Origin of the sequence: Lentzea sp. NPDC006480 (assembly GCF_040611995.1) — a bacterium.
Classification (GTDB): Bacteria; Actinomycetota; Actinomycetes; order Mycobacteriales; family Pseudonocardiaceae; genus Lentzea.
The window spans coordinates 1-24,987 of the sequence record NZ_JBEXPJ010000135.1 but is presented as its reverse complement, the minus strand read 5'-3'; the positions used below and the strand labels follow the sequence as shown (position 1 = coordinate 24,987).

Genomic DNA, 24,987 nt, shown 5'->3' with positions numbered 1-24,987 from the left:
GGGGCTCGTGTGTGTGGTGCTCGCCGGGTGTCAGCGCGGTGTTGCGCCGGGTATCGCCGGGCAGGCTCGGGTTCGGCGTGTGGTGCACTGCTAGGTGTTCTGGGGGAAGCCCAGGTTCACGCCACCGTGTGAGGGGTCGAGCCACCGCGAGGTGACCACCTTCGAGCGCGTGAAGAAGTGCACGCCGTGCGGGCCATAAGCGTGCGCGTCACCGAACAACGACTCCTTCCAGCCACCGAACGAGTAATAGGCCACCGGCACGGGAATCGGTACGTTCACGCCGACCATGCCGACCTCGATCTCGTTCTGGAACCGGCGCGCGGCACCACCGTCGTTGGTGAAGATCGCGGTCCCGTTCCCGTACCGGTTGCTGTTCACCATCTCGACGGCCTCGTCGTACGACTCGGTCCGCACGACTGACAGCACCGGGCCGAAGATCTCGTCGGTGTAGATCGTCATGTCCGTGCCGACGTGGTCGAACAACGTGGGCCCGAGCCAGAACCCATCAGCGTCACCGTCGATCGGGTGATCGCGCCCGTCCACGACCAGCGCGGCGCCCGCCTCGACACCGGCGTCCAAATAGGACGTGACCTTGTCCCGGTGCACGCCGGTGACCAACGGCCCCATCTCGCACGACGCCCCGGACCCGACCTTGACGTCCGCGATCCGCGACTTGATCTTCTCGACCAACGAGTCGCCGACGGAACCCACGGCCACGACCACCGAGATCGCCATGCACCGCTCGCCGGCCGAGCCGAACCCGGCGGACACCGCGGCATCAGCAGCCAGGTCCAGGTCTGCGTCGGGCAGCACGACCATGTGGTTCTTGGCGCCGCCCAACGCCTGCACACGCTTCCCATGCGCCGTACCGGTCTCGTAGACGTACCGAGCGATCGGCGTGGAACCGACGAACGAGATCGCCTTGACCGTCGGGTGCTCCAGCAGCCGATCCACAGCCACCTTGTCGCCGTGCACGACGTTCAGCACGCCGTCCGGCAGCCCGGCCTCGGCGAACAGCTCGGCGATGAAGATCGACGCCGACGGGTCCTTCTCCGAGGGCTTCAAAACAACCGAGTTGCCGCACGCGATCGCCGTCGGCACGAACCACAGGGGAACCATCGCCGGGAAGTTGAACGGCGAGATCACCCCGACAACCCCAACAGGCTGCTGGATCGAGTAGACGTCCACGCGCGTCGAGGCGTTCTCGCTGAACCCGCCCTTGAGCAGCTGCGGGATTCCGCAGGCGTACTCGACCGACTCGAGGGCCCGCTGGATCTCGCCGCCCGCGTCCGACACGACCTTGCCGTGCTCGGCGGAGACGATCTGCGCGAGTTCGCCCTTGCGGTCGTTGAGCAGCTCGCGGAACTTGAACATCACCGTCGAGCGCTGGGCCAGCGACGCGTTGCGCCACGACGCAAACGCTTCCGCGGCCGCGGAAACCGCGGCGTCCACTTCGGACACCGAGGCGAACGCTACCTGTGCCGCCACCTTGCCGGTCGTCGGATCGTAGACGTCACCAGTCCGCGAAGGCGTGTCTTCCCAGTGCTTGCCGTTGATCCAGTGTTTGATCACGCCTGCTCCACCGCCTGTGCCAAGATCCCCAGCGCCTCTTCGAGCTCGTCCTCGGTCAGCGTCATCGGAGGCGCCAGCCGGATCACGTTGCCGTACAACCCGCCCTTGCCCACGAGCAGCCCGCGCGCCTTCGCCTCGGCCAGGACGACACCGGCCGCACCGGGGTTCGGCTCGCCCTCCGGCCCGACGAACTCGACGCCGACCATCAGCCCCTTGCCGCGCACGTCACCGATCACCGGGTGCTTCTCGGCGATCTCTCGCAGCCCCCCGAGCAGCCGCGAGCCGAGCTTGGCCGCGTTGGCCTGCAGGTCGTGGTCGAGCAGGTAGTTCACCGTGGCCAGCGCGCCGGCCGTGGAGACCGGGTTGCCGCCGAACGTGGAGATCGAGTTGGCGTTGATCGTGTCCATCAGGTCGCCGCGTGCCACGACGCCGCCGATCGCGAGGCCGTTGCCGAGGCCCTTGGCGAACGTCATCGCGTCCGGCACCACGTCGTGTGCCTGGATGCCCCAGAAGTGCTCGCCGGTGCGGCCCCAGCCGGTCTGCACCTCGTCGGAGATGAACAGGATCCCGTACTCGTCCAGGACGTCCTTGAACGCGCGGAACAGGCCGTCGGGCGGCGAGGTGAAGCCGCCGACGCCCTGGATCGGCTCGGCGATCATGCACGCGACGTCACCGGACGTGGTGGTCTCGATGATCTCGCGCAGGTCGTCGACACAGGCCTTGATGTAGTCGGCGTCCGAGAAGGTCTTGAACGGCGACCGGTAGCGGTAGCCGCCGTGCACCCAGCTGACCTTGATCGGCGACAGCGCGGAGGCTGACCAGCCGCGGTTGCCCGTGATGGCGATCGTGGCGAACGCCCGGCCGTGGTAGCTGTTGCGCAGGGCCAGCACCTGCTCGCTGCGCCGCGCCGTGGTGGCGAGCATCAGCGCGGTCTCGTTGGCCTCGGTGCCGGAGTTGGTGAAGAAGACCTTGGCGTCCGGGATGCCGCTGAGCTCCGCGACCTTCTCGGCGAGCTCGATCTGGTTCTTGATCAGGTACAGCGTGGAGCTGTGCAGCACACCGGTGTCGAGCTGCGAGCGGATCGCGTCGCTGATCTCCGCGACGTCGTAGCCGATGGCGTTGGTCAGGATGCCCGCGAAGAAGTCCAGGTAGGTCGTGCCCTCGCGGTCGATCACCCGGCGCCCGCTGGCGCTCGCGATCTCGATGGGCTCGTCGTAGTAGAGGGCCAGCCACTTCGGCATCACCGCGCGGTGTCGTGCCAGCAGCTCCTTGTGGGCCATCACGTCCTCCAGAGGGTCTCCACCTGCCTTCGGAGTCTGCTGGGGCCGGCGGTCGGCCGCCATGCACAACCTGTACCCGGATCGGCTGGTTGGCATTACGTTGTGTCCATGTACCCGACCGTCGCCGAAGTCGTCGCTCTTCCGGTGATCCGGCAGGGTAAGCCGCGTTTGGTGGCCGGGTCGGCCGGCCTGTCGCGGCGCGTGCGGTGGGTGCATGTGGCGGAGATCGCAGACATCGCGCCACTGCTGCGCGGCGGCGAGCTGGTGCTCACGACCGGCGTGATGCTGCCCGAGTCCGGCCTCGCCCGGTACGTCGAGGAACTGGCCGCGGTGGGTTGCGCCGGGTTGGTCGTCGAGCTGGGCCGGCGGTGGCGCGACGACGTGCCGGCCGCGCTCGTCACGGAGGCGGAGCGGCACGGGTTACCGCTGGTCACGCTGTCCGAGGAGACCAAGTACGTGGCAGTCACCGAGGCGGTCGTCGGGCTGATCGTGGACGCCCAGCTGGCCGAGCTGCGGGCCGCGGAGCAGGTGCACGAGACGTTCACCGCGCTGACGGTCGCCGGGGCCGAGCCCGCTGAGGTGCTGCGCGAGGTGGCGCGGACGTCCGGTCTGCCGGTCGTGCTGGAGACGCTCGGCCACGACGTGCTGGCCTACGACGCGGCCGGGCACGACCCGGTGACGTTGCTGGACGACTGGGCGGCGCGCTCGCGAGCGGTCACGGTGACCGAGCGGACCGCGTACCACCAGACGTCCGGCTGGTTGATCACCATCGTCGGGGCCCGTGGCGCGGACTGGGGACGGCTGGTGCTCGTGTCACCGGAGCCGCCGCCGCACCGGCACGTGGTGGTCGCCGAGCGCGCTGCGTCCGCGTTGGCCGTGCATCGGCTCGTGGCGCGCGATCGGGAGTCGCTGGAACGCCAGACGCACCGGACCCTGCTGGCCCAGCTGCTCGGCCAGTCGCCGCAGTCACCGGACTTGGGTGCGCGAGCGGCGGCCCTGGGCGTGCCGCTGGAACGCCGTCAGCTGATCGGGGTGGCGGTCCGGCCGGTGTCCGTGCTGCACGGGCAAACGCTTGCCACCCAAGAAGTCCTGCGTGATCTTGCCGAAGCGACTGCCTTGGCCGGGCGACGGGTCACGGTCGCGGCGCTGGTCGGCGTCGTGGACGACACCTCGGTGCGGGCGCTGCTGTCGGTGCCGATGACCGTTGGTGTGGAAGGGGTGCTGCGCAAGGTCGCGCGCGAGATCCACCGCACGGCGGCGTCGACCGTGGTGATCGCCGTGGGCACGACCGTGATGTCCACATCGGACGTTCGCCGGTCGCTGGGCGAGGCCGCACACGTGGCCGGAGCGGCGTTGCGGGCGCCGGGATCCCAGCTCTACCACCGGTTGGACGACGTGCGGCTGCGCGGTCTGCTGCACCTGCTGCGCGAGGACGAGCGGGTGCGGGCGTTCGCGGACCGTGAGCTGGGGCCGTTGCTGGCACGGGACAACGCCCAGGGCTCACGGCTGGTGGAGCTGCTGCGGTGCCTGTGCGAGAACGGCGGCAACAAGTCAGCTGCTGCTTCGGCCGCGCATCTCTCTCGCACGGCCTACTACCAGCAGCTGAACCGCATCGAGCAGGTCCTGGGCGTCTCGTTGGAAGACCCGGAGTCCGTGCTCTCCCTCTACGTCGCGCTTTTAGTGCACGAAATGGGCCCGTGAGTCGTGCACGGGCCCATTTTCAGCGTGCGATTCAGCCGTTGATCGTCGGCAGGGTGCCCGACAGCACGTTCGGGTTCGGCACGACGCCGTTGGTCGGCAGGTCGGACAGGCTCGGGGCCTTCAGGCCGCCGACGTGCGCACCGCTCGCGAGGGCCTCGGCGTTCGGCAGCGACGGGAGGGTGCCGAGCTCGGGCGCGATCGGGTTGGTCACGGTGCGCTCCTGCGCGGCGGCCGGAACAGCCGGGGCCTTGCCGTCGGGCGTGACCGGCGTGGTGACATGGCCGAGCTTCAGCGCGCCGGCCGACTCGAGCGGGTTGGCGGGCAGGCTGGCGTCAGAGACGATCTTGTCCGCGCCGACCTCGGGCACGCCGGGCAGCGACGGGAGAGCCTCAACGGCGTTGGCCGAGCCCGCGAGCAGCGGGGCCGCACCGGCGGCGAGCAGAGCGGCGGCACGAAGCAGTCCGGAACGAGACACAGTTTTCCTCAATCTGGTTTGGGGACCGATCTTCGTATTCATCGGCCGATTCGGTTCGCGAATTAATCCGCTCGATCGGGTGTTGAGGACTTGAACCTCCCGCGGCGGGAGGTCCTACGGTTGCCAGGTGACCCGCTGGAGCATCGGTGACCTGGCCAAAGCGAGCGGACTGACCGTCCGCACGCTGTACCACTACGACGAGATCGGACTCGTGAGCGCATCCGAGCGCACGACGTCCGGTCACCGTCGGTACACACCGGAGGACGTTCGTCGCCTCTATCAGGTGAGATCGCTGCGCCAGCTCGGCCTCTCACTGGAGGAGGTCCGCTCGGCACTGTCCCGTTCGGACTCGCTGCGGCCGATCTTCGAGGCCCAGCTGGCCGCGTTGACGACGCAGGTGCGACAGGTCGACGCGCTGCGGTCGCGGATCGCCGCGTTGCTCGACGGTCACACCACCGAATCCCTTCTGTCCACTTTGGAGATGATGTCCGTGTACGAGAGCTACTTCACCGCAGACCAGCTCAACGACATGCGTTCCCGCGCCGCGTCGATGGGCCCGGAGGCCGTGGAGGCGCTGAAGGCCTCCTGGCTGGAGCTGGTCAAGCAGATCCGGCAGCACCTGGCCGACGGCACTCCACCGACGGACCCGCGCGTCGTCGAGCTGTCGCGGCAGTGGGACGCGCTGGGTGCCGAGTTCACCGGCGGCGACCCCGCGATCCAGGCCGCGGCGCAGCGGTCGTGGAACGAGAACAAGCCCGCGATCAGCTCGCAGATCGGCTGGCTGGCGGACGACGGCCTGGTCGACTACATCGGTCAGGCGCGCGCCGCCCGGTGATGGTGCCGAATCGGCAAATGAGCGGGTGAGTTCGGCGTGGAGTCGGTAGAAGTGGGTCATGTCCGCTGACGACGACACCCGCCGACTGCAAGCCGCCAACCCGACCGGCTGGTTCGAAGATCTCTACGCGGAGGCCGACGCCGGCACGGCTTCCGTCCCGTGGGATCAGCCCCATCCGCAACAACACCTCGTCGAGTGGGCCTCCGGTGCCGATGCCGCGGGCCGCAGCGCCCTGGTCGTCGGCTGTGGCTACGGCCGCGACTCGGAGTTCCTGGCCTCGCTGGGGTTCGACGTGACCGCCTTCGACATCTCCCCCACCGGGATCGCGGCGGTTCAGGCGCGCTACCCGGACTCGAAGGTCTCGTACGTCGTGGCCGATCTGCTCGACCCGCCCGCGGAGTGGCACCACGCCTTCGACCTCGTCGTGGAGAACATGACGGTGCAGGCGCTTCCCGTCCCGTTGCACGCCCAAGCCACCGAACGCGTCGCGTGGCTGACCGGATCGACGCTGCTCGTGCTCGCCGTGGCCCGCGACGAGGGCCCGGTCCCCGACGGCCCGCCGTGGCCGCTCACGCCGTCCGAGATCGAGGCGTTCGCGACCGACGGCCTGGCCATGCGCTCGGTCAGGCGCGACGGTCCCAGGTGGGTCGCCGAGTTCGGACGTTAACTGGCCATGAACTGGCCACTTATGACGGAGTTCTGCCGAATAGCGTGAATCATGCTCGTTCGTCGGCTGATCGCCCGCCTGCTCGACTGGCTCCTGGTGCTGGTCGTGGCGTGGCCGTTGGTCCACGAACCCGTGCTGCTCGTGCTCTGCGCGGTTTTCTACGACGCTCTGCTGCTGCGCTGGAACACCCTCGGCAAGGCTCTTGTGGGGCTGCGGGTCGTGGGTCCCGCGTCCGGCCTCGGCCTCAGCCGGGTACTGGCTCGCACGCTCATCACGACCGCGCTGCCCGGCGCGGGCGCGGTGCTCGTGCTGACCGGTCTGGGCTGGCGGGAACCGGCGCTGATGGCAGGCCTCGGCTGGCAGCAGCCGTGGGTCGTGATCGGCGAGCACGTGGGCGTGGGCTCGGCGGGGTGGCTCGCCTCTCTTCTACTGGTGGGCGGGCTCGTGCTGCTCGTGTTGTCGGCCGTGGAGTCCCTGGATCTGCGCGGCACCCGCACGTGGCACGACCGTCGCGCGGGCACGGCCGTGGTGCGCCTCAAAGCCGGGACTCGATGAACCGCACCGCGTCCGGCAGCACCCGCCGCCAGTAGCCGCCGTCGTGCGCGCCGTGGTCGAACGAGCCGGCCGCGCCGACCTCGTTCGCCAGCTCCTGCGCAGAGTCGTGGAACGGATCTTCCTGCCCGCACCAGACGCCCACCGGTGACCTGATGCTGTCCATGTGCCGCAACGGTTCGTGGCGCTCCCACACGTCACGCGACACGAACCCGTCGATCCGCTCGGCATCCTCCCAGGTCGGGAACAACGCCGGACTGATCGCCGCGACGGCTTTGAGCGACTGCCTCGACGCGAGGTCCAGCACCCCGAACCCGCCCATCGACACGCCCAGCGCGGCGTCGAACGGCACCGGCGGAACGAGGTTCACCCAGTAGTCGTCGCCACCGTTGATCACGGCACACCGGAACTTCGCGCCGTTGAGGAACTGCGGCAGCCCGAGTTCCTGCCACCACTGAACGCTGCCGCCGCGACCGTGCAGCACGAGCACGGTCGGCCCGTCGGTGCCCATCCAGGCGCCCCAGGGCATCGGCTGAACGGGTACAGGTGGCACGTCCGGCACCACGCCGTCCGGCCCGGTCCATCCGAGCAGGCGACGCCCGCGTGGAGTCGTCGCGCCGAATATCCCCGCTGCTCCCACCAGGCCCGCGCCGCCCAGCACCACGGCTCGCCGTGAGATCCCCATACGAACCAGTGGAACACAATGTGCGGCGATCATGACAAGCGTGGACACTTTGACACTGCCAGACGTGCAGCGGCGCACCCAGGATTCCGGCATGGAAACCGACCGCGTTCGGCGTGTTTCAGCAGCGTAACAGGGGGTTGAACGATGGCAGTCGAGTCCTCACCGCCCCAGGTCACACCTGACGGCCGCGTCGAACTGAGCGACACAGGTCCCATCGAGGACAGCAGGTTCTTCAACCCCGAGCTCGCGCCGGTGCCGATCGAGCAGCGGACGTGGACGACGTACAACTTCTTCGCGCTGTGGATGGGCATGGCGCACAACATCCCCAGCTACACGCTCGCGGCGTCGTTGATCGCCCTCGGCATGGACTGGGTGCAGGCGTTCCTCACGATCACCCTGGGCAACCTGATCGTGCTCGTCCCGATGCTGCTCAACAGTCACGCGGGCACGAAGTACGGCATCCCGTTCCCGGTGTTCGCCCGCGCGTTCTACGGCATCCGCGGGGCGAACCTGGTCGCGCTGCTGCGAGCGTTCATCGCGTGCGCCTGGTTCGGCATCCAGACGTGGGTCGGCGGCAAGGCGCTGCACGTGATCATCGGGCGGCTGGCCGGCGACGGGTGGAGCAACGCCTCCGTCGTGGGCGGTCAGCCGTGGACGTTGTGGCTGTGCTTCTTCGGGTTCTGGGTCGTGCAGATGCTGGTGATCTGGCGCGGCATGGACGCGATCCGGCGGTTCGAGAACTGGACGGCGCCGCTCGTCAGCGTCGGGTTCCTGATCCTGCTGGGCTACGTGCTGGTGAAGGCGGGCGGGTTCGGGCCGATCCTGCACCAGGGCAGCACTCTCGGCTGGGGGCCGGACTTCTGGAAGGTCTTCTTCCCGTCGCTGATGGGCATGATCGCGTTCTGGTCGACGCTGTCCTTGAACATGCCCGACTTCACGCGGTTCGGTGGAAGTCAGAAGAAACAGGTCACGGGACAGATCCTCGGTCTGCCGACCACGATGTCGTTCATCGCGATCGTCGCGATCCTGACGACGTCCGGCGCGCAGGCCATCTACGGCAAGGCGATCTGGGACCCGGCGGATCTGGCCAGCCGGTTCGACAGCACGATCCTGGTGCTCATCGCGCTGATGTCGCTGGTGCTGGCGACGATCTCGGCGAACCTCGCGGCCAACGTCGTGAGCCCCTCGTACGACTTCTCGAACGCGTTCCCCAAGCGCATCACGTTCGCGATCGGCGGCCTGATCACCGGTGTGGTCGGCATCCTGATCCAGCCGTGGCGGCTGATCTCCGACCCGAGCATCTACATCTTCGCGTGGCTCGGGTTCTACGGCGGCCTGCTGGCGTCGGTGGCCGGCGTGTTCGTCGCCGGGTACTGGGTGATCAAGAAGACCCGGCTGGAGCTGGCCGACCTCTACCTGGACGGCCGGGGCGCGTACTGGTTCAACGGCGGCTGGAACTGGCGGGCTGTCCTGGCCACGCTCGTGGGCTCCGTGCTCGCGGTCGGCGGCGCCTACGGTGGACCGTTTCCGGCCGATGGCTTGATTCCGTTCCTCAAGCCGCTCTACGACTACAACTGGGTGATCGGTTTCGCGGCCGGTTTCCTGGTTTTCCTTGCTCTCAAGGACAACACGGCAAAGGAGACGACCAGGTGAGCAACATCATCCGGGCGGCGCTCGTCCAGCAGAAGTGGACGGGCGACAAGGAGTCGATGATCGCGAACGCGGTCGAGCACATCCGCAGCGCCGCTTCCCAGGGCGCGCAGGTGTTGTGTCTCCAGGAGCTCTTCTACGGACCGTACTTCTGCCAGGTGCAGGACGCGGACTTCTACTCGTACACCGAGTCGATCCCCGACGGCCCCACCACGGAGCTGATGTGCCAGATCGCGGCACAGCACAACATCGTGCTGATCGTGCCGATGTACGAGGTCGAGCAGCCGGGCGTCTACTACAACACCGCCGCCGTGATCGACGCCGACGGCACGTACCTGGGCAAGTACCGCAAGAACCACATCCCGCAGGTCAAGGGCTTCTGGGAGAAGTTCTACTTCAAGCCGGGCAACCTCGGTTACCCCACGTTCGACACCGCGGTCGGCCGGATCGGCGTCTACATCTGCTACGAACGCCATTTCCCGGAGGGCTGGCGCGCTCTCGGGCTCGCGGGTGCGAAGATCGTGTTCAACCCGTCGGCGACTTCCCGTTCGCTGAGCGAGTACCTGTGGAGGCTGGAGCAGCCCGCCGCGGCCGTCGCGAACGAGTACTTCGTCGGCGCGATCAACCGCGTGGGCGTGGAACCGTTGGGCGACAACGAGTTCTACGGCCAGACGTACTTCGTGTCGCCGCGCGGCCAGCTCGTCGGTGAGGCCGCTTCGGACACCGAGGAAGAGCTCGTCGTCCGCGACCTCGATCTCGACCTGCTGACCGAGGTCCGCGACACGTGGGCGTTCTACCGCGACCGCCGCCCGGACACCTACGAGGGCCTGGTGACGCCGTGAGCACCCTCATCCGCAACGGTCTGGTCATCAACGCGACCGGCTCGCACGCGGCCGACGTGCTGATCGAGGGCGAGCACATCGCCGCTCTGGTCACGCCGGGTTTCGAGGTGCAGGCCGACGAAGTGATCGACGCGGCCGGGAAGTACGTGATTCCGGGCGGCATCGACGTGCACACGCACATGGAGATGCCGTTCGGTGGCACCCAGTCCGCCGACACGTTCGAGACCGGCACGACCGCGGCGGCGTGGGGCGGCACGACCACGATCGTCGACTTCGCGGTGCAGCCCAAGGGTTCCTCGCTGCTGTCCACTCTGGACAAGTGGCACACCAAGGCCGACGGCAACTGCGCGATCGACTACGGCTTCCACATGATCGTCTCCGACGTCAACGACCAGTCGTTGAAGGAGATGGAGTCGTGCATCGCGGCCGGTGTGAACAGCTTCAAGATGTTCATGGCCTACCCCGGCGTCTTCTACGCCACGGACGGCGAGATCCTGCGCGCCATGCAGAAGGCCCGCGAGACCGGTGCCACGATCATGATGCACGCCGAGAACGGCATCGCGATCGACCAGCTCGTCGCGCAGGCGCTGGCGAACGGCCTCGGCGACCCGGTGCAGCACGGCCTGACCCGGCCGCCGGAGCTGGAGGGCGAGGCCACCTCGCGCGCCATCCAGCTCGCGAAGGTGACCGGTTCTCCGTTGTACATCGTGCACTTGTCTGCGGCGCAAGCACTCGACGCGGTGACGGCTGCGCGTGACACGGGCCAGAACGTGTTCGCCGAGACGTGCCCGCAGTACTTGTACCTGTCCCTGGAGGACTTGGCACGGCCGGGCTTCGAAGGCGCCAAGTACGTGGCGTCGCCTCCGCTGCGCCCCAAGGAACACCAGTCGTCGCTGTGGCGCGGGCTCAGGACCAATGACCTCTCGGTCGTGAGCACCGACCACTGCCCGTTCTGCTTCAAGGACCAGAAACAGCTGGGCGTCGGTGACTTCTCCAAGATCCCCAACGGCATGCCCGGCGTCGAACACCGCGTCGACCTGCTGCACCAAGGGGTCGTGAAGGGCGAGATCACCCGCGAACGCTGGGTCGAGATCGTCGCCACGACCCCGGCCCGCATGTTCGGCATGTACCCGCGCAAGGGCGTGATCGCACCGGGCGCCGACGCCGACGTCGTGATCTACGACCCGGTGGCCGGCCAGACCATCTCCGCCGAGACCCATCACATGGCCGTGGACTACTCGGCCTACGAGGGCTTCGACCTCACCGGCAAGGTGGACACCGTGTTCTCACGTGGCCGCAAGGTGATCGCCGACGGCGCCTACCACGGCTCGACGGGCCACGGCCGTTTCGTGTCCCGCGAGCTCAACCAGTACCTCGTGTAGAGAAGGGCGTTTCCGTGGACTTCGGCATCGTGCTGCAGACCGACCCGCCAGCGCGGGACGTGGTGGAAGGCCTCCGCGCCGCCGAGGACTGCGGCTTCCGCTACGGCTGGACGTTCGACTCCTGCGTGCTGTGGCAGGAGCCGTTCGTCATCTACTCCCAGGTCCTGGCTGCCACCCGCGACCTGGTCATCGGCCCGATGGTCACCAATCCGTCCACACGCGACTGGTCGGTGACGGCATCACTGTTCGCGACGCTGAACGACATGTTCGGCAACCGCACGGTCTGCGGCATCGGCCGGGGTGACTCGGCCCGCCGCGTGATCGGCCAGAAACCGGCCTCCCTGGCCACGCTGGGCGAGGCCATGCACGTGATCAAGGAGCTGGCCGAAGGCCGTTCCGTCGAGCACCACGGCACAGCGGTGCAGATCCCGTGGGTGCGCAACGGAAAGCTCGAAATGTGGATGGCCGCCTACGGTCCCAAGGCACTGAAGATGGTCGGCGAGCAGGCCGACGGCTTCATCCTGCAGACCGCCGACCCGGACATCGCCCGCTGGACCATCGGCTCCGTCCGGGAAGCAGCCGCTGCCGCCGGCCGCGACCCGTCGGCCATCACGATGTGCGTGGCAGCACCCGCCTACGTCGGAACCGATCTCTCCCATCAGCGGGATCAGTTGCGGTGGTTCGGCGGCATGGTCGGCAACCACGTGGCGGACCTCGTTGCGCGGTACGGGGATTCCGGCGTGGTCCCCAAGGCTTTGACCGACTACATCAAGGACCGCGAGGGCTACGACTACTCCCACCACGGCAAGGCGGGCAACAGGTCGACCGACTTCGTGCCGGACGCGATCGTCGACCGCTTCTGCCTGGTGGGCCCGGAGTCCGCGCACATCGAGCGACTGCAGGAACTCAAGGAGATCGGCGTCGACAACTTCGCGTTGTACTTGATGCACGACGAGAAGGACAAGACGCGCGACGCTTACGGCGCCTCGATCATCCCGGCAGTCTAGAACGCGCGCCACGCCGGCGCAGGTGGCCAGTCGACCGGCAGTCCCGTGTTCGGGCAAACGCCGAACACGGGATTCCTGATCTTCGTCCAGTCAGCGGCGGCACCCGTTCGCGCGCAGGATTACGCTGGGTCACACGCCTGGTTCGCCAGGCCGCCGCACACTACCGCTCCGGACCCCGGCGGTGCTCACTCCTCGAACCAGTTCAGGAGAGCCGCCATGTCCGCACTCCGACCGGTCGGACCTCCCGACATCGCACGCCTGGAAACCGGCACTCGCGCGTTGCGCGCGGTGGACTACCTCCGCGGCGGCGAGCCGTGCCTCGGTGACCTGCGCATCCTGGTGCGGGAGAGCACCCGGCTGCTGGGCGCCCGCAACACGGAGGAGACGCGGCGGCGCCTCTACGTGGTGCTCGCCGACCTGCGCAACCTCGCCGGCTGGGTGTGCTTCGACGCCGGTATGCCCGTGAGCGCACAGGCCCACTTCAGTCACGCGCTGACACTGGCCGCGCTCGCCCGGCACGACGGACTCGTCGCCAACATCTGCTACCGGCTGGGCCGTCTCTTCCTGCACCAGGACGACCTCGACGAAGCGCTGACCCGCTTCGAGCTCGGACAACTCGCGGCGATGCGGTCGGGCGACGAGATCGCGGCGAGCATCCTGTCCGTGAACTCGGCGTGGGTGTGGGCCAAGAAGGGTTCCGCGGACAGCGCGAGCGACCTGCTCGCGCGGGGCAGGGAGCAGTTCGCGGCCGGCGATCACGCCAACGCGCCCGACTGGGCGAGGTTCTTCACCGAGAACGACCTGTCCGCGATGGCCGGCGCCGTCCACACCGATCTCGCGCTCACCGTCGGCGGACGGCACGCGCGCACGGCCATTCCCCTGCTCACCACCGCGATCGAGGGTTACGACGACGGAATGGCCAGGAGCCGCACGCTCAGCCTCGTCCTGCTGTCGACCAGCCACCTGGTCGAGGGCGATCTCGGCAACGGGGTGGACACCGGCCTGCGAGCCCTGTCATCAGCGGGTGCCGTCGGGTCGGCACGGGTGCGCGACCGCATCCGCCGCCTCGCCTCACACGCACGCACTCGCGCGGGCGCGTGGGAGCTGGCCGAGCGCATCGACGCCGACACGGCCGCGTCCACCGGACGTGCCTCATGACCACCGACCACACCACCACGCAGTTGCTCGAATCACTGTCCGCGGAGCAACGCGAGGTGCTGAGACTCAGAATCGTGTACCGGTTGTCCGCCGAGCAGACGGCACTGGCGCTGGGCATCTCCCCGGCGAGCGTGCGCGTCATCCAGCACCACGCGCTCGATGCCGTGCGCGCCCTGCTCTCCCACCAGGAACAAGCCGGTTGGGCCGCTTCCGGTCCCTCGTGAACTGCTCGCGCCAACGAGAGGCGGCTGCGATGACCGGCGAGCGGCTGGACAGGGTGTTGGCCTGGTGGGGCTCGACGCGCCGGCCGTCAGCGGACCAGCCGGGTCCGGCCGTCCCAGTCCGAGGTGAGCGCCGGCAGGAGTTCGGCCAGCTGAACCGGGTACACGGTGTCCTCCGCTGAGGCCAGCTCCTCCGCGCTCCACCAGCGGTAACCGGAGATGCTGGTCTCCTCGACGTCGTTGAAACCCGAGGTGTCCACCTCCAGCCCGTCGACACGGGCGTGGAAGAACCACTCCTCCGCGTCGAACGTCTGGCCGTCGAAGCTGAAGACAACGCGGCGGCGCCAGACCGGGCCGGTCAGCTGCTCGGGCGTGAGCTTCAGGCCGGTCTCCTCGAAGGCCTCGCGCACGGCCGCGTCGCGGAGTTCCTCGCCGTCCTCGACACCGCCGCCGACGGTGAACCAGAAGAGCTCCTGGGGGCGGGCCGGGTCGAAGCCCTGGAAGAGCAGCACGCGACCGGACGCGTCGGTCAGCAGCACGCGGGCGGACGGACGCGGGGTGAGCATGACGGCGTCCGAGGGCGCCGCCGGCTCGGCGATCTCGAAGTACGACGGCTGGGGTGCGGTGCCGGACAGTCGCAGCCACCTGACGATGCGGCGGCGGCGTTGCACGAGGGTGTCGCGCACGGCGTCGTTGTGGACGCGGCGGGCCAGCACGACGCGTTCCTCTGCGTCGGCCAGTTCGAAAGCCAGGGCCGGAGCCACGGACGTGCGGTCCAGGGCGCCCAGCAGGCCGGAGAGCTCGTTCTCGGCCAGTTCCCGCTCAGCACGCGACGCCGATTCAGCACGAGAAGCAGCGGCGGACAGCGCCGGGTCCAGCAGGGCGCGGGTCACCACGGCGCGGCGGGCCAGTGCCGCGTCGAGGGCTGCCCAGGCGGCGTCGGTGCGGACGTGCAGGCGGTCCAGGCGGTTCGCGATGGCGAGGATCCAGGCGGCCAGCAGGAGCGTGACGACAACTACGACGAGCGCGGTGGTCATGGGCGGCTCACCCCGGCATCGGGCACAGCGGTCATGCCTCGCTCACCCGGCGCGGGTCGGCGGCGATGGCCGTTTCGTACACGCGCAGGACCTGGCTCGCGACGACGGACCAGTCGAAGGCCTGGACGCGCTGGGAGCCCAGATCGACGTACTCGGCCCGCAAAGCGCTGTCCCGCAACACCGAACGCAGTGCGTCGGCGAGCGCGGCGGCGTCGCCCACCGGGAAGAGCGCGCCCGCCTTGCCGTCGTCCAGCACGCGGCGGAACGCGTCGAGGTCCGAAGCCACCACGGCGGTGCCGGCGGACATCGCCTCGGTCAGGATGATGCCGAAGGACTCGCCGCCGGTGTTCGGCGCCACGTAGACGTCGACCGAACGCAGCATCCGGGCCTTGTCCAGGTCGTCCACCTGGCCCAGAAGGTCCACCCGGTCGGAAAAAGGCCCGTCGAACGTGTTCTCGCCGCGGCCCACGACCAGCAGGCGCAGGTCCGGGAACTCGTCCGCGATCAGGCCGAACGCCTCCCACAACACGGGCATGCCCTTGCGCGGCTCGTCGTAGCGGCCGACGAAACCGATCGTGCCGCCGGGGCGGGGGTAACCGTCCAAAGTGGACGCCGAGGCGAAGAAGTCGACGTCGACGCCGTTCGGGATCTCGACCGCGTCGCCGCCGAGGTGCTCGACCTGGACGCGGCGGGCCAGTGCGGAGACGGCGATGCGGGCCGTGACCTTCTCCAGGAACGGCTGCAGCACGCCCTGGAACGCCGACAGCATCTTGGAGCGCGGCGTCGAGGTGTGGAAGGTGGCGACGATCGGGCCGTCCGCGACCATCAGGGCCAGCATCGACAGCGACGGCGCGGTGGGCTCGTGCAGGTGCAGGACGTCGAACTGGTGCTCGTCGATCCACCGGCGGACCCGCGCGTACGAGACTGGACCGAAGGACAGCCGGGCCACCGAGCCGTTGTACGGGATGCCGACCGCGCGGCCGGCGGACGTCACGAAGTCCGGCAGCTCGTTGTCGTCGTCCGCGGGCGCGAGCACGTTCACGGTGTGGCCGAGCGAGATCAGGGCACGGGCGAGGTCGACGACGTGGGCCTGCACTCCCCCTGGCACGTCGAAGGAGTACGGGCAGACGATGCCTACCTTCACCGCGAAAGCCTCCTGGCCAGTGCGGCGCGCCGGCTTTCCGGCAGGTCGGCGAGCCAGAGCTGCTGCAGCATGTGCCAGTCGGCCGGGTGGGCCGCGATGTCGGCGGCGAACACGTCGGCGATCGCCTGCGTGGCGGCCTGCACGGTGCTCACCTTGATCTGCGGGTGGATGCGGAAGTGCCAGCCGTCCTCGGTGAACCAGCAGCCGACCGGCATCAGCGCGGCACCGGTCGTCGCGGCCAGGTGCGCGGGGCCGGCGGGCATCAGGGTCTGCTCACCGAAGAACGTCACGGGCACACCGGACGACGTCAGGTCGCGGTCGGCCAGCAGGCACACGACCTTGTTGGCGCGCAACCGTTCGGTCAGCACTGTCGCAGGTGGACGGTCGCCGCCGTTCAACGGCAGCACCTCGAAGCCGAGCGTCTCGCGAAACTCCACGAACTTCCGGTACAGCGACTCGGGCTTGAGCCGTTCCGCGACCGTCGTGAACGTGCCCGAGTGGCCCACGAGCCAGACGCCCGCCATGTCCCAGTTGCCGCTGTGCGGGAGCGCGACGACCGCGCCGGTGCCGTTCTTCAGGGCCGCGTCGAGGTTCTCCACGCCGGAGACCTGCGAGTTGCACTTCTCGTAGGCCGCGCGCAGATCCATCGACGGCAGCCGGAAAGCCTCGCACCAGTAGCGCGCGTACGACCGCAACGAGTCCCGCACGAGCTCGTCGAGCTCTTCCTCACCCGCTTGCGGCACGACCCGGCGCAGGTTCGTGCGCAGCTGCGCGACGCCCGCTCCCCCGCGTCGAGCCGCGTAGTCGGCACCCGCGTTGAACAGCGCCCGAGCCCACTTCTCCGGCAGGAGACGGATCAGCCGCCACCCGGCCGTGTACCCGAGCGTCGCGAGGTTCACGCGGCCTCCCGCGCGGACTTCGCGACCGCGAGGACCCGCTGCAGCACCGTCGCCACCGTCATGACCGCCAGCAGCCACAAGGAGATGTCCATGAGGTGCGGCACGCCGAGCCCCTGCACCCCGGCCCCGACCAGCGCGACGATGAACCGCTCGGCCCGCTCGGCCAGTCCGCCGTCCGCACTCAGCCCGGACGCTTCGGCGCGCGCCTTGACGTACGAGATGACCTGCGAGGCGACCAGGCAGATGAACCCGGCCGCGGCGGTCCACCGGTTGCCCTCGCTGAACGCGTACCAGGTGAGCGCCGCGAACAGCGCCCCGTCCGCGATCCGGTCGCAGGTGGCGTCGAGCACGGCACCGAACTTCGTGGGCCCCTGCGCGCGGGCCATGGCCCCGTCGATCAGGTCGAGCAGCACGAAGAACGTCACCAGCGCGCAGCCGAGGAACAGCTGCCCGCGGGGGATGAACCACAGCGCGCTGGCCACGGCACCGGCCGTGCCGACCACGGTGACGACGTTGGGCGTGAGGCCACGCGCGAGCAGCCACGCCCCGATCGGATCGGTGACGCGCGAGACGGACGCGCGAGCGAAGATGTTCAGCATGGCGTGTCGCAGCCTAGCTGGACTGGTGAAACGCACTGCTCGCGGGTGAGGGAGCACCGGCGGGAAAGCTGCCTGCGAGCGCCTCTCGGTGATCGGCGGCACCGCGCACAGGCGGTCCCGGCCCACGTCCATGAAGGGAACCTTCCTCCACCCGAAGTGGATGAAGGTTCCCTTCATCCACCAGGAAGACCGTGCATACCGGGCATCTTGCTCACCGGGAACGCTCTCCTGCCATGACTCTCCAAGACGCAAGCCGGGCCGGCCGCGCCACGCGGCGTCGGCGACGGCCGGTTCCAGGGCCGGTTGGGTGTGGTCAGCGGCGATTTGATCAAGAGTTGGCGGTACTTGCGGACGCCAACAGAGCCAATGCCTTGGAAGCAACCGCCTAGCTGAGCCGCCGGTGGTCCTCGGCGATCCGCTTCAACAACGCCTGCAGCTCCTCGCCCCGCACCGCCAGCCGCTCCAGCCGGCTGAACAGGCCGAGGTACTCGCGCACGTCCAGCGGGTCGGTGATGGTGGCGTTGCCGGTGAGCACGCTGACCGTGACCACGCGCTCGTCGTAGATGTGGAAACCGTGCAGGGCGACCACGTTCGCGTCGGCCGACCACGGGACGACGCCCAGGCGGACGTTCGGGCGGCGCTGGATCGCGGCCAGGTGCTCCACCTGTTCCGCCATCAGGTCCGCCGAACCCATCCGCCAGCGCAGCGCCCCCTCGGACATCAGGAACACGAACTGCTTGGCCAGGTCGTCCATCCGGGCACGCCGGATGCGCAGGGCGGCCACCGCGGCCTCCTGCTCCGACTGCGGCATCGTCCCCAGCACGATCCGCAGGTAGGACTCGGACTGCAGCAGCGAGGGCACCAGGTTGACCTGGAAGAACCTCGATGTCGCCGCCCGTGCCTCCACGCGGGTGATCGTCTGCTGGTGGCGGTGCGCTCCTCGGTGCAGCACGACGCGGCGGGTCTCCGCCTCCGCGTGCAGCGACCTGGCGAGTTCGACCAGTTCGATGCGCGTCTCCCTTGCCGCGGCCAGTTCCGCGACAAGACGCTCCACGTCGGTGACGGACGGGAGCAGCATGCCGTTCTCGATCTTCGACAGCTTGGACTGGCTCATCCCGGTGGCACGGGCGGTGGCCGTGCCGGTCATCTTCGCCTCGGTGCGCAACCGGCGTAACTCACGCGAAAGCCGTTCTCTCGCTAATCGCGAACGCTCAGGTGCGGTCATGTTCGCACCGTAACCATCTGTGCACGTGGAGACGATCGGCCATCGGCGGGGACTTGACTCGCAGTTGACACCTCCAGGTGGGTGATCTCACCTACCTGGAATCGCTTTGTGCTGGCGATTCGTCTCGATCGGCTGACCAGAAACACCCGAAAGTTGTAATCAACCTATTCCGCGCCACGTGGAAACCACCCGGATTGTCCGGTCAGGACAACGTGGGTGGTTTTTGTCACTCTTTTGTCCACGAATTCGTACGGATTTCAATCACACGGCTCTGGCCGGCTAAACGCAGTGTTTAGTCAATGAGAACAAACCAATACCGCACGAACCGGGGCCGACCGGCTCAGCCGACGGCCTTCCAGCCCTCCGCCAGCAGGTCACGGGTCTCCCCGAGCAGCTTCAGCCGACGGCCTTCCAGCCCTCCGCCAGCAGGTCACGGGTCTCCCCGAGCAGCTGCGGCAACACCTTCGTATGCCCGATGACCGGCATGAAGTTCGCGTCGCCACCCCATCGCGGCACCACGTGCTGGTGCAGATGTGCGGCGATCCCGGCACCCGCGACGACACCCTGGTTCATACCGACGTTGAACCCGTGCGGCGCCGCCACGTGCCGCGCCACCCGCATCGCCTTCTGCGTGAACGCGGCGAACTCCGCGGTCTCGGAGAGTGAGAGATCCGTGTAGTCCGGCACGTGCCGATACGGCAGCACCATCAGATGACCGGGGTTGTACGGGTAAAGGTTCAAAACCGCGAAGACCTCGGCACCTCGCGCGATGATCAGCCCCGCCGAGTCGTCCAGCTCGACAACGCGGCAGAACGGACAGCCCTCGGGTTCATCACCGAGTGCCTTGCCCTCACCCTTCACATAAGACATGCGGTGCGGGGTCCACAAACGCTGCAATGCGTCGTGGACCCCGACACCGTCCTGTTCGGAAAACTCAGTCGTCACGAGAGAAGTTCCGCCGTGGGCGACGCGTTCTCCCGGCGCTGCACCCAGTCGACGATCTGCTCGACGGCCCGCTCGACCGGTACACCGTTGATCTGCGTGCCGTCGCGGAACCGGAACGACACCGCGTTGGCCTCCACGTCCTTGGCGCCGGCCAGGAGCATGAACGGCACCTTCTGCATGGTGTGGTTGCGGATCTTCTTCTGCATGCGGTCGTCCGAGGCGTCGACGTCGACCCGGATCCCCTTCTTCCGGAGAACCTCGCGCAGTGCGAACAGGTGGTCGGCGTTGTCGCTGGTCACCGGGATACCCACGACCTGCACCGGAGCGAGCCACGCCGGGAACGCGCCCGCGTAGTGCTCGGTCATCACGCCGAAGAAGCGCTCCACCGACCCGAACAGGGCGCGGTGGATCATGACCGGGCGCACGCGCGAGCCATCGGGCCCGGTGTACTCCAGCTCGAACCGTTCCGGCAGGTTGAAGTCGAGCTGGATCGTCGACATCTGCCAGGTGCGGCCCAGCGCGTCCCGGCACTGCACCGAGATCTTCGGGCCGTAGAACGCGGCGCCACCGGGATCCGGCACGAGCTCCAGGCCGGACTCGCGGGCCACCGACGCCAACGTCTCGGTCGCCTCCTCCCAGATCTCGTCCGCACCCACGTACTTCTCGGGGTTCTTGGTCGAGAGCTCCAGGTAGAAGTCGTCCAGGCCGTAGTCGCGCAGCAGGTCCAGCACGAACGTGAGCAGCGACTTCAGCTCGTCGCGGATCTGGTCCTTGGTGCAGAAGATGTGCGCGTCGTCCTGCGTCATGCCGCGCACTCGGGTCAGGCCGTGCACCACGCCGGACTTCTCGTACCGGTACACCGAGCCGAACTCGAACATGCGCAGCGGCAGCTCGCGGTACGAACGCCCGCGCGACTTGAAGATCAGGTCGTGGAACGGGCAGTTCATCGGCTTGAGGTAGTAGTCCTGGCCGGGCTTGCGAACGGTGCCGTCCTCGTTCAACTCGGCGTCGAGGTGCATCGCCGGGTACATGCCGTCCTTGTACCAGTCCAGGTGACCGGAGACCTCGAACAGGTTCCCCTTGGTGATGTGCGGCGAGTACACGAACTCGTAGCCGGCCTCGGTGTGCCGCTGCCGGGAGTAGTCCTCCATGGCCTTGCGAATGATGCCGCCCTTGGGGTGGAACACCGCGAGACCGGAACCGATCTCGTCCGGGAACGAGAACAGGTCCAGTTCCACACCGAGCTTGCGGTGGTCGCGGCGCTCGGCCTCGGCCAGCCGCTCCAGGTACGCGTCCTGCGCCTCCTGCGACTCCCACGCGGTGCCGTAGATGCGCTGCAGCTGCGGGTTGTTCTCGTTGCCCCGCCAATACGCCGCGGCGACGCGGGTCAGCTTGAACGCCGGGATGTGCTTGGTGGTCGGCACGTGCGGGCCGCGGCACAGGTCGCCCCACACCTGCTCGCCGGTGCGCGGGTCGAGGTTGTCGTAGATCGTCAGCTCGCCGCCGCCGACCTCCATGACCTCGCTGGTGTCGACGTCGCTCTTGATGTCGACGAGCTCCAGTTTGAACGGCTCCTTCGCCAGCTCCTGCTTGGCCGCGTCGACCGACTCGACCACGCGACGGGAGAACCGCTGCGAGCCCTTGATGATCTGCTTCATGCGCTTCTCCAGCGCCTGCAGGTCCTCGGGGGTGAACGGCTTGGAGACCTGGAAGTCGTAGTAGAAGCCGTCCTTCACGGGCGGGCCGATGCCGAGCTTGGCCTCGGGGAACTGCTGCTGCACCGCCTGCGCCAGCACGTGCGCGGCGGAGTGGCGGATGACGCTGCGGCCGTCCTCGGTGTCCGCGGCGACGGCCTCGACCTCGACGTCGACCTGCGGGGTCCACGACAGGTCGCGCAGGTGGCCCTCGGCGTCCTTCACGACGACGATCGCGTCGGAGCCCTTGCCGGGAAGACCGGCCTCGCGCACGGCCGTGCCCGCCGTCGTCCCAGCCGGAACCACCACGCGCGGCGGGTTCTGGGCGACTGCTGGGCGCGACTCGGACACGATGACTCCTAGAGAGAAGATGGGTTTGCGGATCAGATGTTATCGGTGCTCAAAACCGACATGACGATCGCGTCGTGGAACTCGCCGTCCCAGAGCAAGGCGTCGCGCAGACGGCCCTCCTCGCGGAAGCCGCACTTCTTGTAGACGTGGATCGCCCGTTCGTTGAACTCGTACACCTCCAGGTCCACCCGGTGGAGGCCGCGCTCGTTGAACGCGTAGTCGAGGACGTGCTCGATCGCGGCGGTGCCGTAGCCCTGGCCGAAGCCGTCCCACAGCGCGATCCGGAAGCCCGCGGACCTGTTGTCCTCGTTTATGGTCAGCATGACCTCGCCGAGGTACTTCCCGTCCACGGTGATGGCGCGGGCGTAGCGGTCCGGGTCGTTCAGGACGCGTTCGATGTACGCCTCGATCTTCTCCAAGGTGAACGTCCCGGCCTTGTGCGTCCCGGTGAGGCGGTTGACCTCGTCGTTGTGCGGGCCGCCTGCGAGCATCGCCGGAGCGAACTCCTTGCGGAAGGGTACGAGTTGCATGGTTCTATCGAACCTGGTGCTCGCAAGTGGTTTCTGCTTAGCGTGACGCGATGCGGTTACTGTTGGTCCTGGCAATGGTGCTGGGCGCGCTCTCCGCGCCTGTGGTCTCGGCGGCTCCTGCAGGCCCCCGAGACGTGATAGTTCAGCTCTTCGAGTGGAACTGGCGGTCCGTCGCCGCCGAGTGCCCGCGGCTCGCGAACTACGGCTACGTGCAGGTCTCGCCGCCGCAGGAGCACGTGACGGGCCCGCAGTGGTGGACGCAGTACCAGCCGGTCTCGTACAAGATCGAGTCACGGCTGGGGACACGCGCCGAGTTCGCCTCGATGGTCACCGCGTGCCACAACGCGGGGGTGAAGGTGCTGGTCGACGCGGTGATCAACCACACGACCGGCGGCAGTGGCACGGGCTGGGCCGGGTCGCCGTACACGCACTACGACCACCCCGGCACGTACGCGTCGTGGGACTTCCACCACTGCGGACGCAACGGCAACGACGACATCGTCAACTACGGCGACCGGTGGGAGGTCCAGAACTGCGAGCTCGTGAACCTCGCGGATCTGGCCACGGACACCACCTACGTGCGCGACAAGATCGCCGCGTACCTGAACGACCTGCTGTCGCTCGGCGTCGACGGGTTCCGGCTGGACGCCTCGAAGCACATGCCGGCGGCGGACATCGCGGCCATCAAATCGCGGCTGACACGCTCGCCGTACATCGTGCAAGAGGTCATCTACGGCAATGGCGAACCCATCGGGCCTGGTGAGTACACGGGCAACGGCGACGTCCACGAGTTCCGTTACGCGCGAGACCTCAAGCGGGTCTTCAACAACGAGAAGCTCGCCTACCTGAAGAACTACGGCGAGGGCTGGGGCTACCTGCCGTCCTCGCAGGCCGTGGTGTTCGTGGACAACCACGACACGCAACGCGACGGCTCGACCCTGTCCTATCGGGATGGACGCCGGTACACGACCGCGAACACGTTCATGCTCGCGTGGCCCTACGGAACGCCCGCGTTGATGTCCGGCTACGCGTACTCGTCCAACGACCAGGGCCCGCCACAAGACGCCAACGGACGCATCATGGACGTCTCCTGTGGATCGACTTGGCTGTGCGAGCACCGGCAGTTCGAAGGAATGGTCGGATTCCGGAACGCGACGCGCGGTACGGGCGTCACACTCTGGTGGGACGACGGGAACGACGTGATCGCGTTCGGCCGGGGCGACCGCGGTTACGTGGTCGTCAACGACTCGGACCAGGCCGTTTCCGGCAGGTCGTTCCAGACGTCGATGCCGGCCGGGACCTACTGCGACGTGTCCGGCTTCGGCGGGTGCACGACCGTTGGCTCGTCCGGGTGGTTCACGTTCGTCGTGCAACCACACTCCTCGTTCGCGATTCATACGTAGACGCATGTAGGTGGTTTTTCGGATGCGTCCGGGTGGGCCGGGCGAGCACGCTGTTGGCCCGGCCCGCCGTTAGGAGCTCCGATGCACGACCTCGTCATCGAATGCCCGGTCCACCTGACCGAGTCCAACCGGGCCGAACTGCGCCTGCTGTACGCCGACCTGCGCGACCACTACGCTCGCCGGGACGCTCGCGACGGCACGCGCACGACCTTGCACTTCGTGTGGTCGGGCGACCTGGATCCGGATCTCTTCGGCGCCACCTACGCTGATCAGCGGCACATCTTCACCGCCTCGCGGCCGATCCTGAACTCCGCGCAGAACCGGCTTCAGGAAACGAACAGGTGGCTGTCAGGCTCAGCTCAGCCGAACGGCGCATCGTTGAACACATGAGCGAGCAGGGACAGGCGCCTCCTCCGCAGGAGCCGCCCCGTGATGGGCCACAGAGCGATCCGCAGGCAGCCCGGCCTGCACCGGACCAGGCGACGACCCCGCTGCCCGCCGACGCACCGGCCACGCCTGGTCAGCAGCCCGCGCCGGAGCAGCCGGCGGCGACAGCGCCACCGACGACCCCAGCGCCGCCCGCCCCCGGACAGCCCGCGCCGGAACAGCCGGCGGCGACGGCGGCAGAAGCACCGGCACCGCCCCCGGTGGCCGCTCCGGTCGCCCCCGCCCGGCCTGGCCGCGCGAGGCGGTTCGCCGGGCACCGGGCCACCCAGCTGGTGGCCGTGGGCCTGCTGGGACTCGTCCTCGGCGGCGGCATCGTGGGAGCGATCGCGGCCAACCGCTTCGACCACCGCGGACCCGGACACGTCCGCATGTACGAGCGTGGTGACCGCGGACCCGACCGCGGTGACCGCGGGGGTGACCGCTTCGAGCAGCGCGGTCCGTTCAACGACCGCGGCGACCGCTCACAGCGGTGACCGACCGAGCGCACGACTCACGCAGAACCCGAGTCCCCGACGGTGTGAGTCGTGCGCTCCCCAAAGCCAGGAACGCACGCCGAAGCCGTATTAGTCCCCCTCGTTCGGTGGCTGGCGTGCGTTCCGCCCAGCTCGATGAAGGGAACCTTCATCCACGTCAGGTGGATGAAGGTTCCCTTCATCGTGAGAGCTACTGCGATGCTTGTTGCGGGC

General features: G+C 68.4%; 25 protein-coding genes. 13 read left to right on the top strand and 12 right to left on the bottom strand.

Annotation, left to right across the window (positions count from 1 at the left end; genetic code table 11):
- Positions 1-90: 90 nt before the first annotated feature.
- Together ABZX92_RS35260 and ABZX92_RS35255 are read right to left on the bottom strand one after the other, a co-directional pair.
- Positions 91-1,572 (bottom strand): CoA-acylating methylmalonate-semialdehyde dehydrogenase, encoded by a 1,482-nt coding sequence (locus ABZX92_RS35260; protein WP_355569270.1) that lies wholly within the window; start codon positions 1,570-1,572, stop codon positions 91-93.
- Positions 1,569-2,852: an aspartate aminotransferase family protein gene (locus ABZX92_RS35255; RefSeq protein WP_355569273.1), complete on the bottom strand. Its 1,284-nt coding sequence runs from the start codon at positions 2,850-2,852 to the stop codon at positions 1,569-1,571. The genes ABZX92_RS35260 and ABZX92_RS35255 overlap by 4 nt, the downstream gene beginning before the upstream one ends.
- 108 nt (positions 2,853-2,960) lie before the next feature.
- Between ABZX92_RS35255 and ABZX92_RS35250 the strand changes: the two genes are divergently transcribed.
- On the top strand, positions 2,961-4,553 hold the full coding sequence (locus ABZX92_RS35250) for a PucR family transcriptional regulator ligand-binding domain-containing protein (protein ID WP_355569268.1): 1,593 nt from the start codon (positions 2,961-2,963) through the stop codon (positions 4,551-4,553).
- A 31-nt stretch (positions 4,554-4,584) separates the two neighbouring features.
- Here the strand turns inward: ABZX92_RS35250 and ABZX92_RS35245 are convergent, their stop codons facing one another.
- Positions 4,585-5,028, bottom strand: a complete 444-nt coding sequence (locus tag ABZX92_RS35245; protein ID WP_355569266.1) for a hypothetical protein — start codon at positions 5,026-5,028, stop codon at positions 4,585-4,587.
- A gap of 127 nt (positions 5,029-5,155) precedes the next feature.
- On the opposite strand from ABZX92_RS35245, the gene ABZX92_RS35240 reads away from it, so the two are divergent.
- The 3 genes from ABZX92_RS35240 to ABZX92_RS35230 are packed head-to-tail and all read left to right on the top strand — an operon-like array spanning position 5,156 to position 7,085.
- The gene (locus ABZX92_RS35240) at positions 5,156-5,863 is read left to right on the top strand and encodes a MerR family transcriptional regulator (protein WP_355569263.1); all 708 of its coding nucleotides are present in this window, start codon (positions 5,156-5,158) and stop codon (positions 5,861-5,863) included.
- A 58-nt stretch (positions 5,864-5,921) separates the two neighbouring features.
- Positions 5,922-6,530, top strand: coding sequence for a class I SAM-dependent methyltransferase (locus ABZX92_RS35235; protein WP_355569260.1), 609 nt, complete (start codon positions 5,922-5,924; stop codon positions 6,528-6,530).
- Between the two features lie 51 nt (positions 6,531-6,581).
- Positions 6,582-7,085 (top strand): hypothetical protein, encoded by a 504-nt coding sequence (locus ABZX92_RS35230; protein WP_355569257.1) that lies wholly within the window; start codon positions 6,582-6,584, stop codon positions 7,083-7,085.
- On the opposite strand, the gene ABZX92_RS35225 is transcribed toward ABZX92_RS35230, so the two are convergent.
- A complete protein-coding gene (locus ABZX92_RS35225) occupies positions 7,066-7,767 on the bottom strand; it encodes a hypothetical protein (RefSeq protein WP_355569255.1) in 702 nt (233 codons plus the stop codon). The two genes, ABZX92_RS35230 and ABZX92_RS35225, sit on opposite strands and share 20 nt — an antisense overlap.
- A gap of 144 nt (positions 7,768-7,911) precedes the next feature.
- Between ABZX92_RS35225 and ABZX92_RS35220 the strand changes: the two genes are divergently transcribed.
- The 6 genes from ABZX92_RS35220 to ABZX92_RS35195 all read left to right on the top strand — a co-directional run bounded on the left by ABZX92_RS35220 (position 7,912) and on the right by ABZX92_RS35195 (position 14,030).
- Entirely contained in the window at positions 7,912-9,420 is a 1,509-nt protein-coding gene (locus ABZX92_RS35220; protein WP_355569252.1) for an NCS1 family nucleobase:cation symporter-1, read from the top strand.
- Positions 9,417-10,259, top strand: coding sequence for a nitrilase-related carbon-nitrogen hydrolase (locus ABZX92_RS35215; protein ID WP_355569249.1), 843 nt, complete (start codon positions 9,417-9,419; stop codon positions 10,257-10,259). The genes ABZX92_RS35220 and ABZX92_RS35215 overlap by 4 nt, the downstream gene beginning before the upstream one ends.
- Entirely contained in the window at positions 10,256-11,641 is a 1,386-nt protein-coding gene (gene hydA, locus ABZX92_RS35210; RefSeq protein ID WP_355569247.1) for a dihydropyrimidinase, read from the top strand. Before ABZX92_RS35215 ends, hydA begins: the two co-directional genes overlap by 4 nt.
- A gap of 14 nt (positions 11,642-11,655) precedes the next feature.
- Positions 11,656-12,648 (top strand): TIGR03842 family LLM class F420-dependent oxidoreductase, encoded by a 993-nt coding sequence (locus ABZX92_RS35205; RefSeq protein WP_355569244.1) that lies wholly within the window; start codon positions 11,656-11,658, stop codon positions 12,646-12,648.
- Positions 12,649-12,864: 216 nt separating this feature from the next.
- A complete protein-coding gene (locus tag ABZX92_RS35200; protein WP_355569242.1) occupies positions 12,865-13,806 on the top strand; it encodes a hypothetical protein in 942 nt (313 codons plus the stop codon).
- Positions 13,803-14,030: a sigma factor-like helix-turn-helix DNA-binding protein gene (locus ABZX92_RS35195; protein WP_355569239.1), complete on the top strand. Its 228-nt coding sequence runs from the start codon at positions 13,803-13,805 to the stop codon at positions 14,028-14,030. Before ABZX92_RS35200 ends, ABZX92_RS35195 begins: the two co-directional genes overlap by 4 nt.
- 86 nt (positions 14,031-14,116) lie before the next feature.
- Here ABZX92_RS35195 and ABZX92_RS35190 read toward each other — a convergent pair whose 3' ends face one another.
- The 8 genes from ABZX92_RS35190 to ABZX92_RS35155 form a co-directional block, all read right to left on the bottom strand.
- On the bottom strand, positions 14,117-15,064 hold the full coding sequence (locus ABZX92_RS35190; protein WP_355569236.1) for an NUDIX domain-containing protein: 948 nt from the start codon (positions 15,062-15,064) through the stop codon (positions 14,117-14,119).
- Between the two features lie 31 nt (positions 15,065-15,095).
- Complete coding sequence (locus ABZX92_RS35185) at positions 15,096-16,208, bottom strand: glycosyltransferase family 4 protein (RefSeq protein ID WP_355569233.1); 1,113 nt, start codon at positions 16,206-16,208, stop codon at positions 15,096-15,098.
- Positions 16,205-17,107: a phosphatidylinositol mannoside acyltransferase gene (locus tag ABZX92_RS35180; RefSeq protein WP_355569230.1), complete on the bottom strand. Its 903-nt coding sequence runs from the start codon at positions 17,105-17,107 to the stop codon at positions 16,205-16,207. The genes ABZX92_RS35185 and ABZX92_RS35180 overlap by 4 nt, the downstream gene beginning before the upstream one ends.
- Positions 17,104-17,706, bottom strand: a complete 603-nt coding sequence (gene pgsA, locus ABZX92_RS35175; RefSeq protein WP_355569227.1) for a phosphatidylinositol phosphate synthase — start codon at positions 17,704-17,706, stop codon at positions 17,104-17,106. Before pgsA ends, ABZX92_RS35180 begins: the two co-directional genes overlap by 4 nt.
- Before the next feature lie 385 nt (positions 17,707-18,091).
- On the bottom strand, positions 18,092-18,931 hold the full coding sequence (locus ABZX92_RS35170) for a helix-turn-helix transcriptional regulator (RefSeq protein ID WP_355569224.1): 840 nt from the start codon (positions 18,929-18,931) through the stop codon (positions 18,092-18,094).
- Between the two features lie 396 nt (positions 18,932-19,327).
- The gene (locus tag ABZX92_RS35165) at positions 19,328-19,801 is read right to left on the bottom strand and encodes an HIT domain-containing protein (RefSeq protein WP_355569221.1); all 474 of its coding nucleotides are present in this window, start codon (positions 19,799-19,801) and stop codon (positions 19,328-19,330) included.
- A 71-nt stretch (positions 19,802-19,872) separates the two neighbouring features.
- Complete coding sequence (gene thrS, locus ABZX92_RS35160; RefSeq protein WP_355569218.1) at positions 19,873-21,921, bottom strand: threonine--tRNA ligase; 2,049 nt, start codon at positions 21,919-21,921, stop codon at positions 19,873-19,875.
- Positions 21,922-21,953: 32 nt separating this feature from the next.
- Positions 21,954-22,451, bottom strand: a complete 498-nt coding sequence (locus tag ABZX92_RS35155; protein WP_355569215.1) for a GNAT family protein — start codon at positions 22,449-22,451, stop codon at positions 21,954-21,956.
- A 50-nt stretch (positions 22,452-22,501) separates the two neighbouring features.
- On the opposite strand from ABZX92_RS35155, the gene ABZX92_RS35150 reads away from it, so the two are divergent.
- From ABZX92_RS35150 to ABZX92_RS35140, 3 genes are all read left to right on the top strand, one after another.
- Entirely contained in the window at positions 22,502-23,854 is a 1,353-nt protein-coding gene (locus ABZX92_RS35150; RefSeq protein WP_355569212.1) for an alpha-amylase family protein, read from the top strand.
- An 81-nt stretch (positions 23,855-23,935) separates the two neighbouring features.
- Entirely contained in the window at positions 23,936-24,244 is a 309-nt protein-coding gene (locus ABZX92_RS35145) for a hypothetical protein (protein WP_355569210.1), read from the top strand.
- Entirely contained in the window at positions 24,241-24,774 is a 534-nt protein-coding gene (locus tag ABZX92_RS35140; RefSeq protein WP_355569207.1) for a hypothetical protein, read from the top strand. Before ABZX92_RS35145 ends, ABZX92_RS35140 begins: the two co-directional genes overlap by 4 nt.
- Positions 24,775-24,987 lie beyond the last annotated feature (213 nt).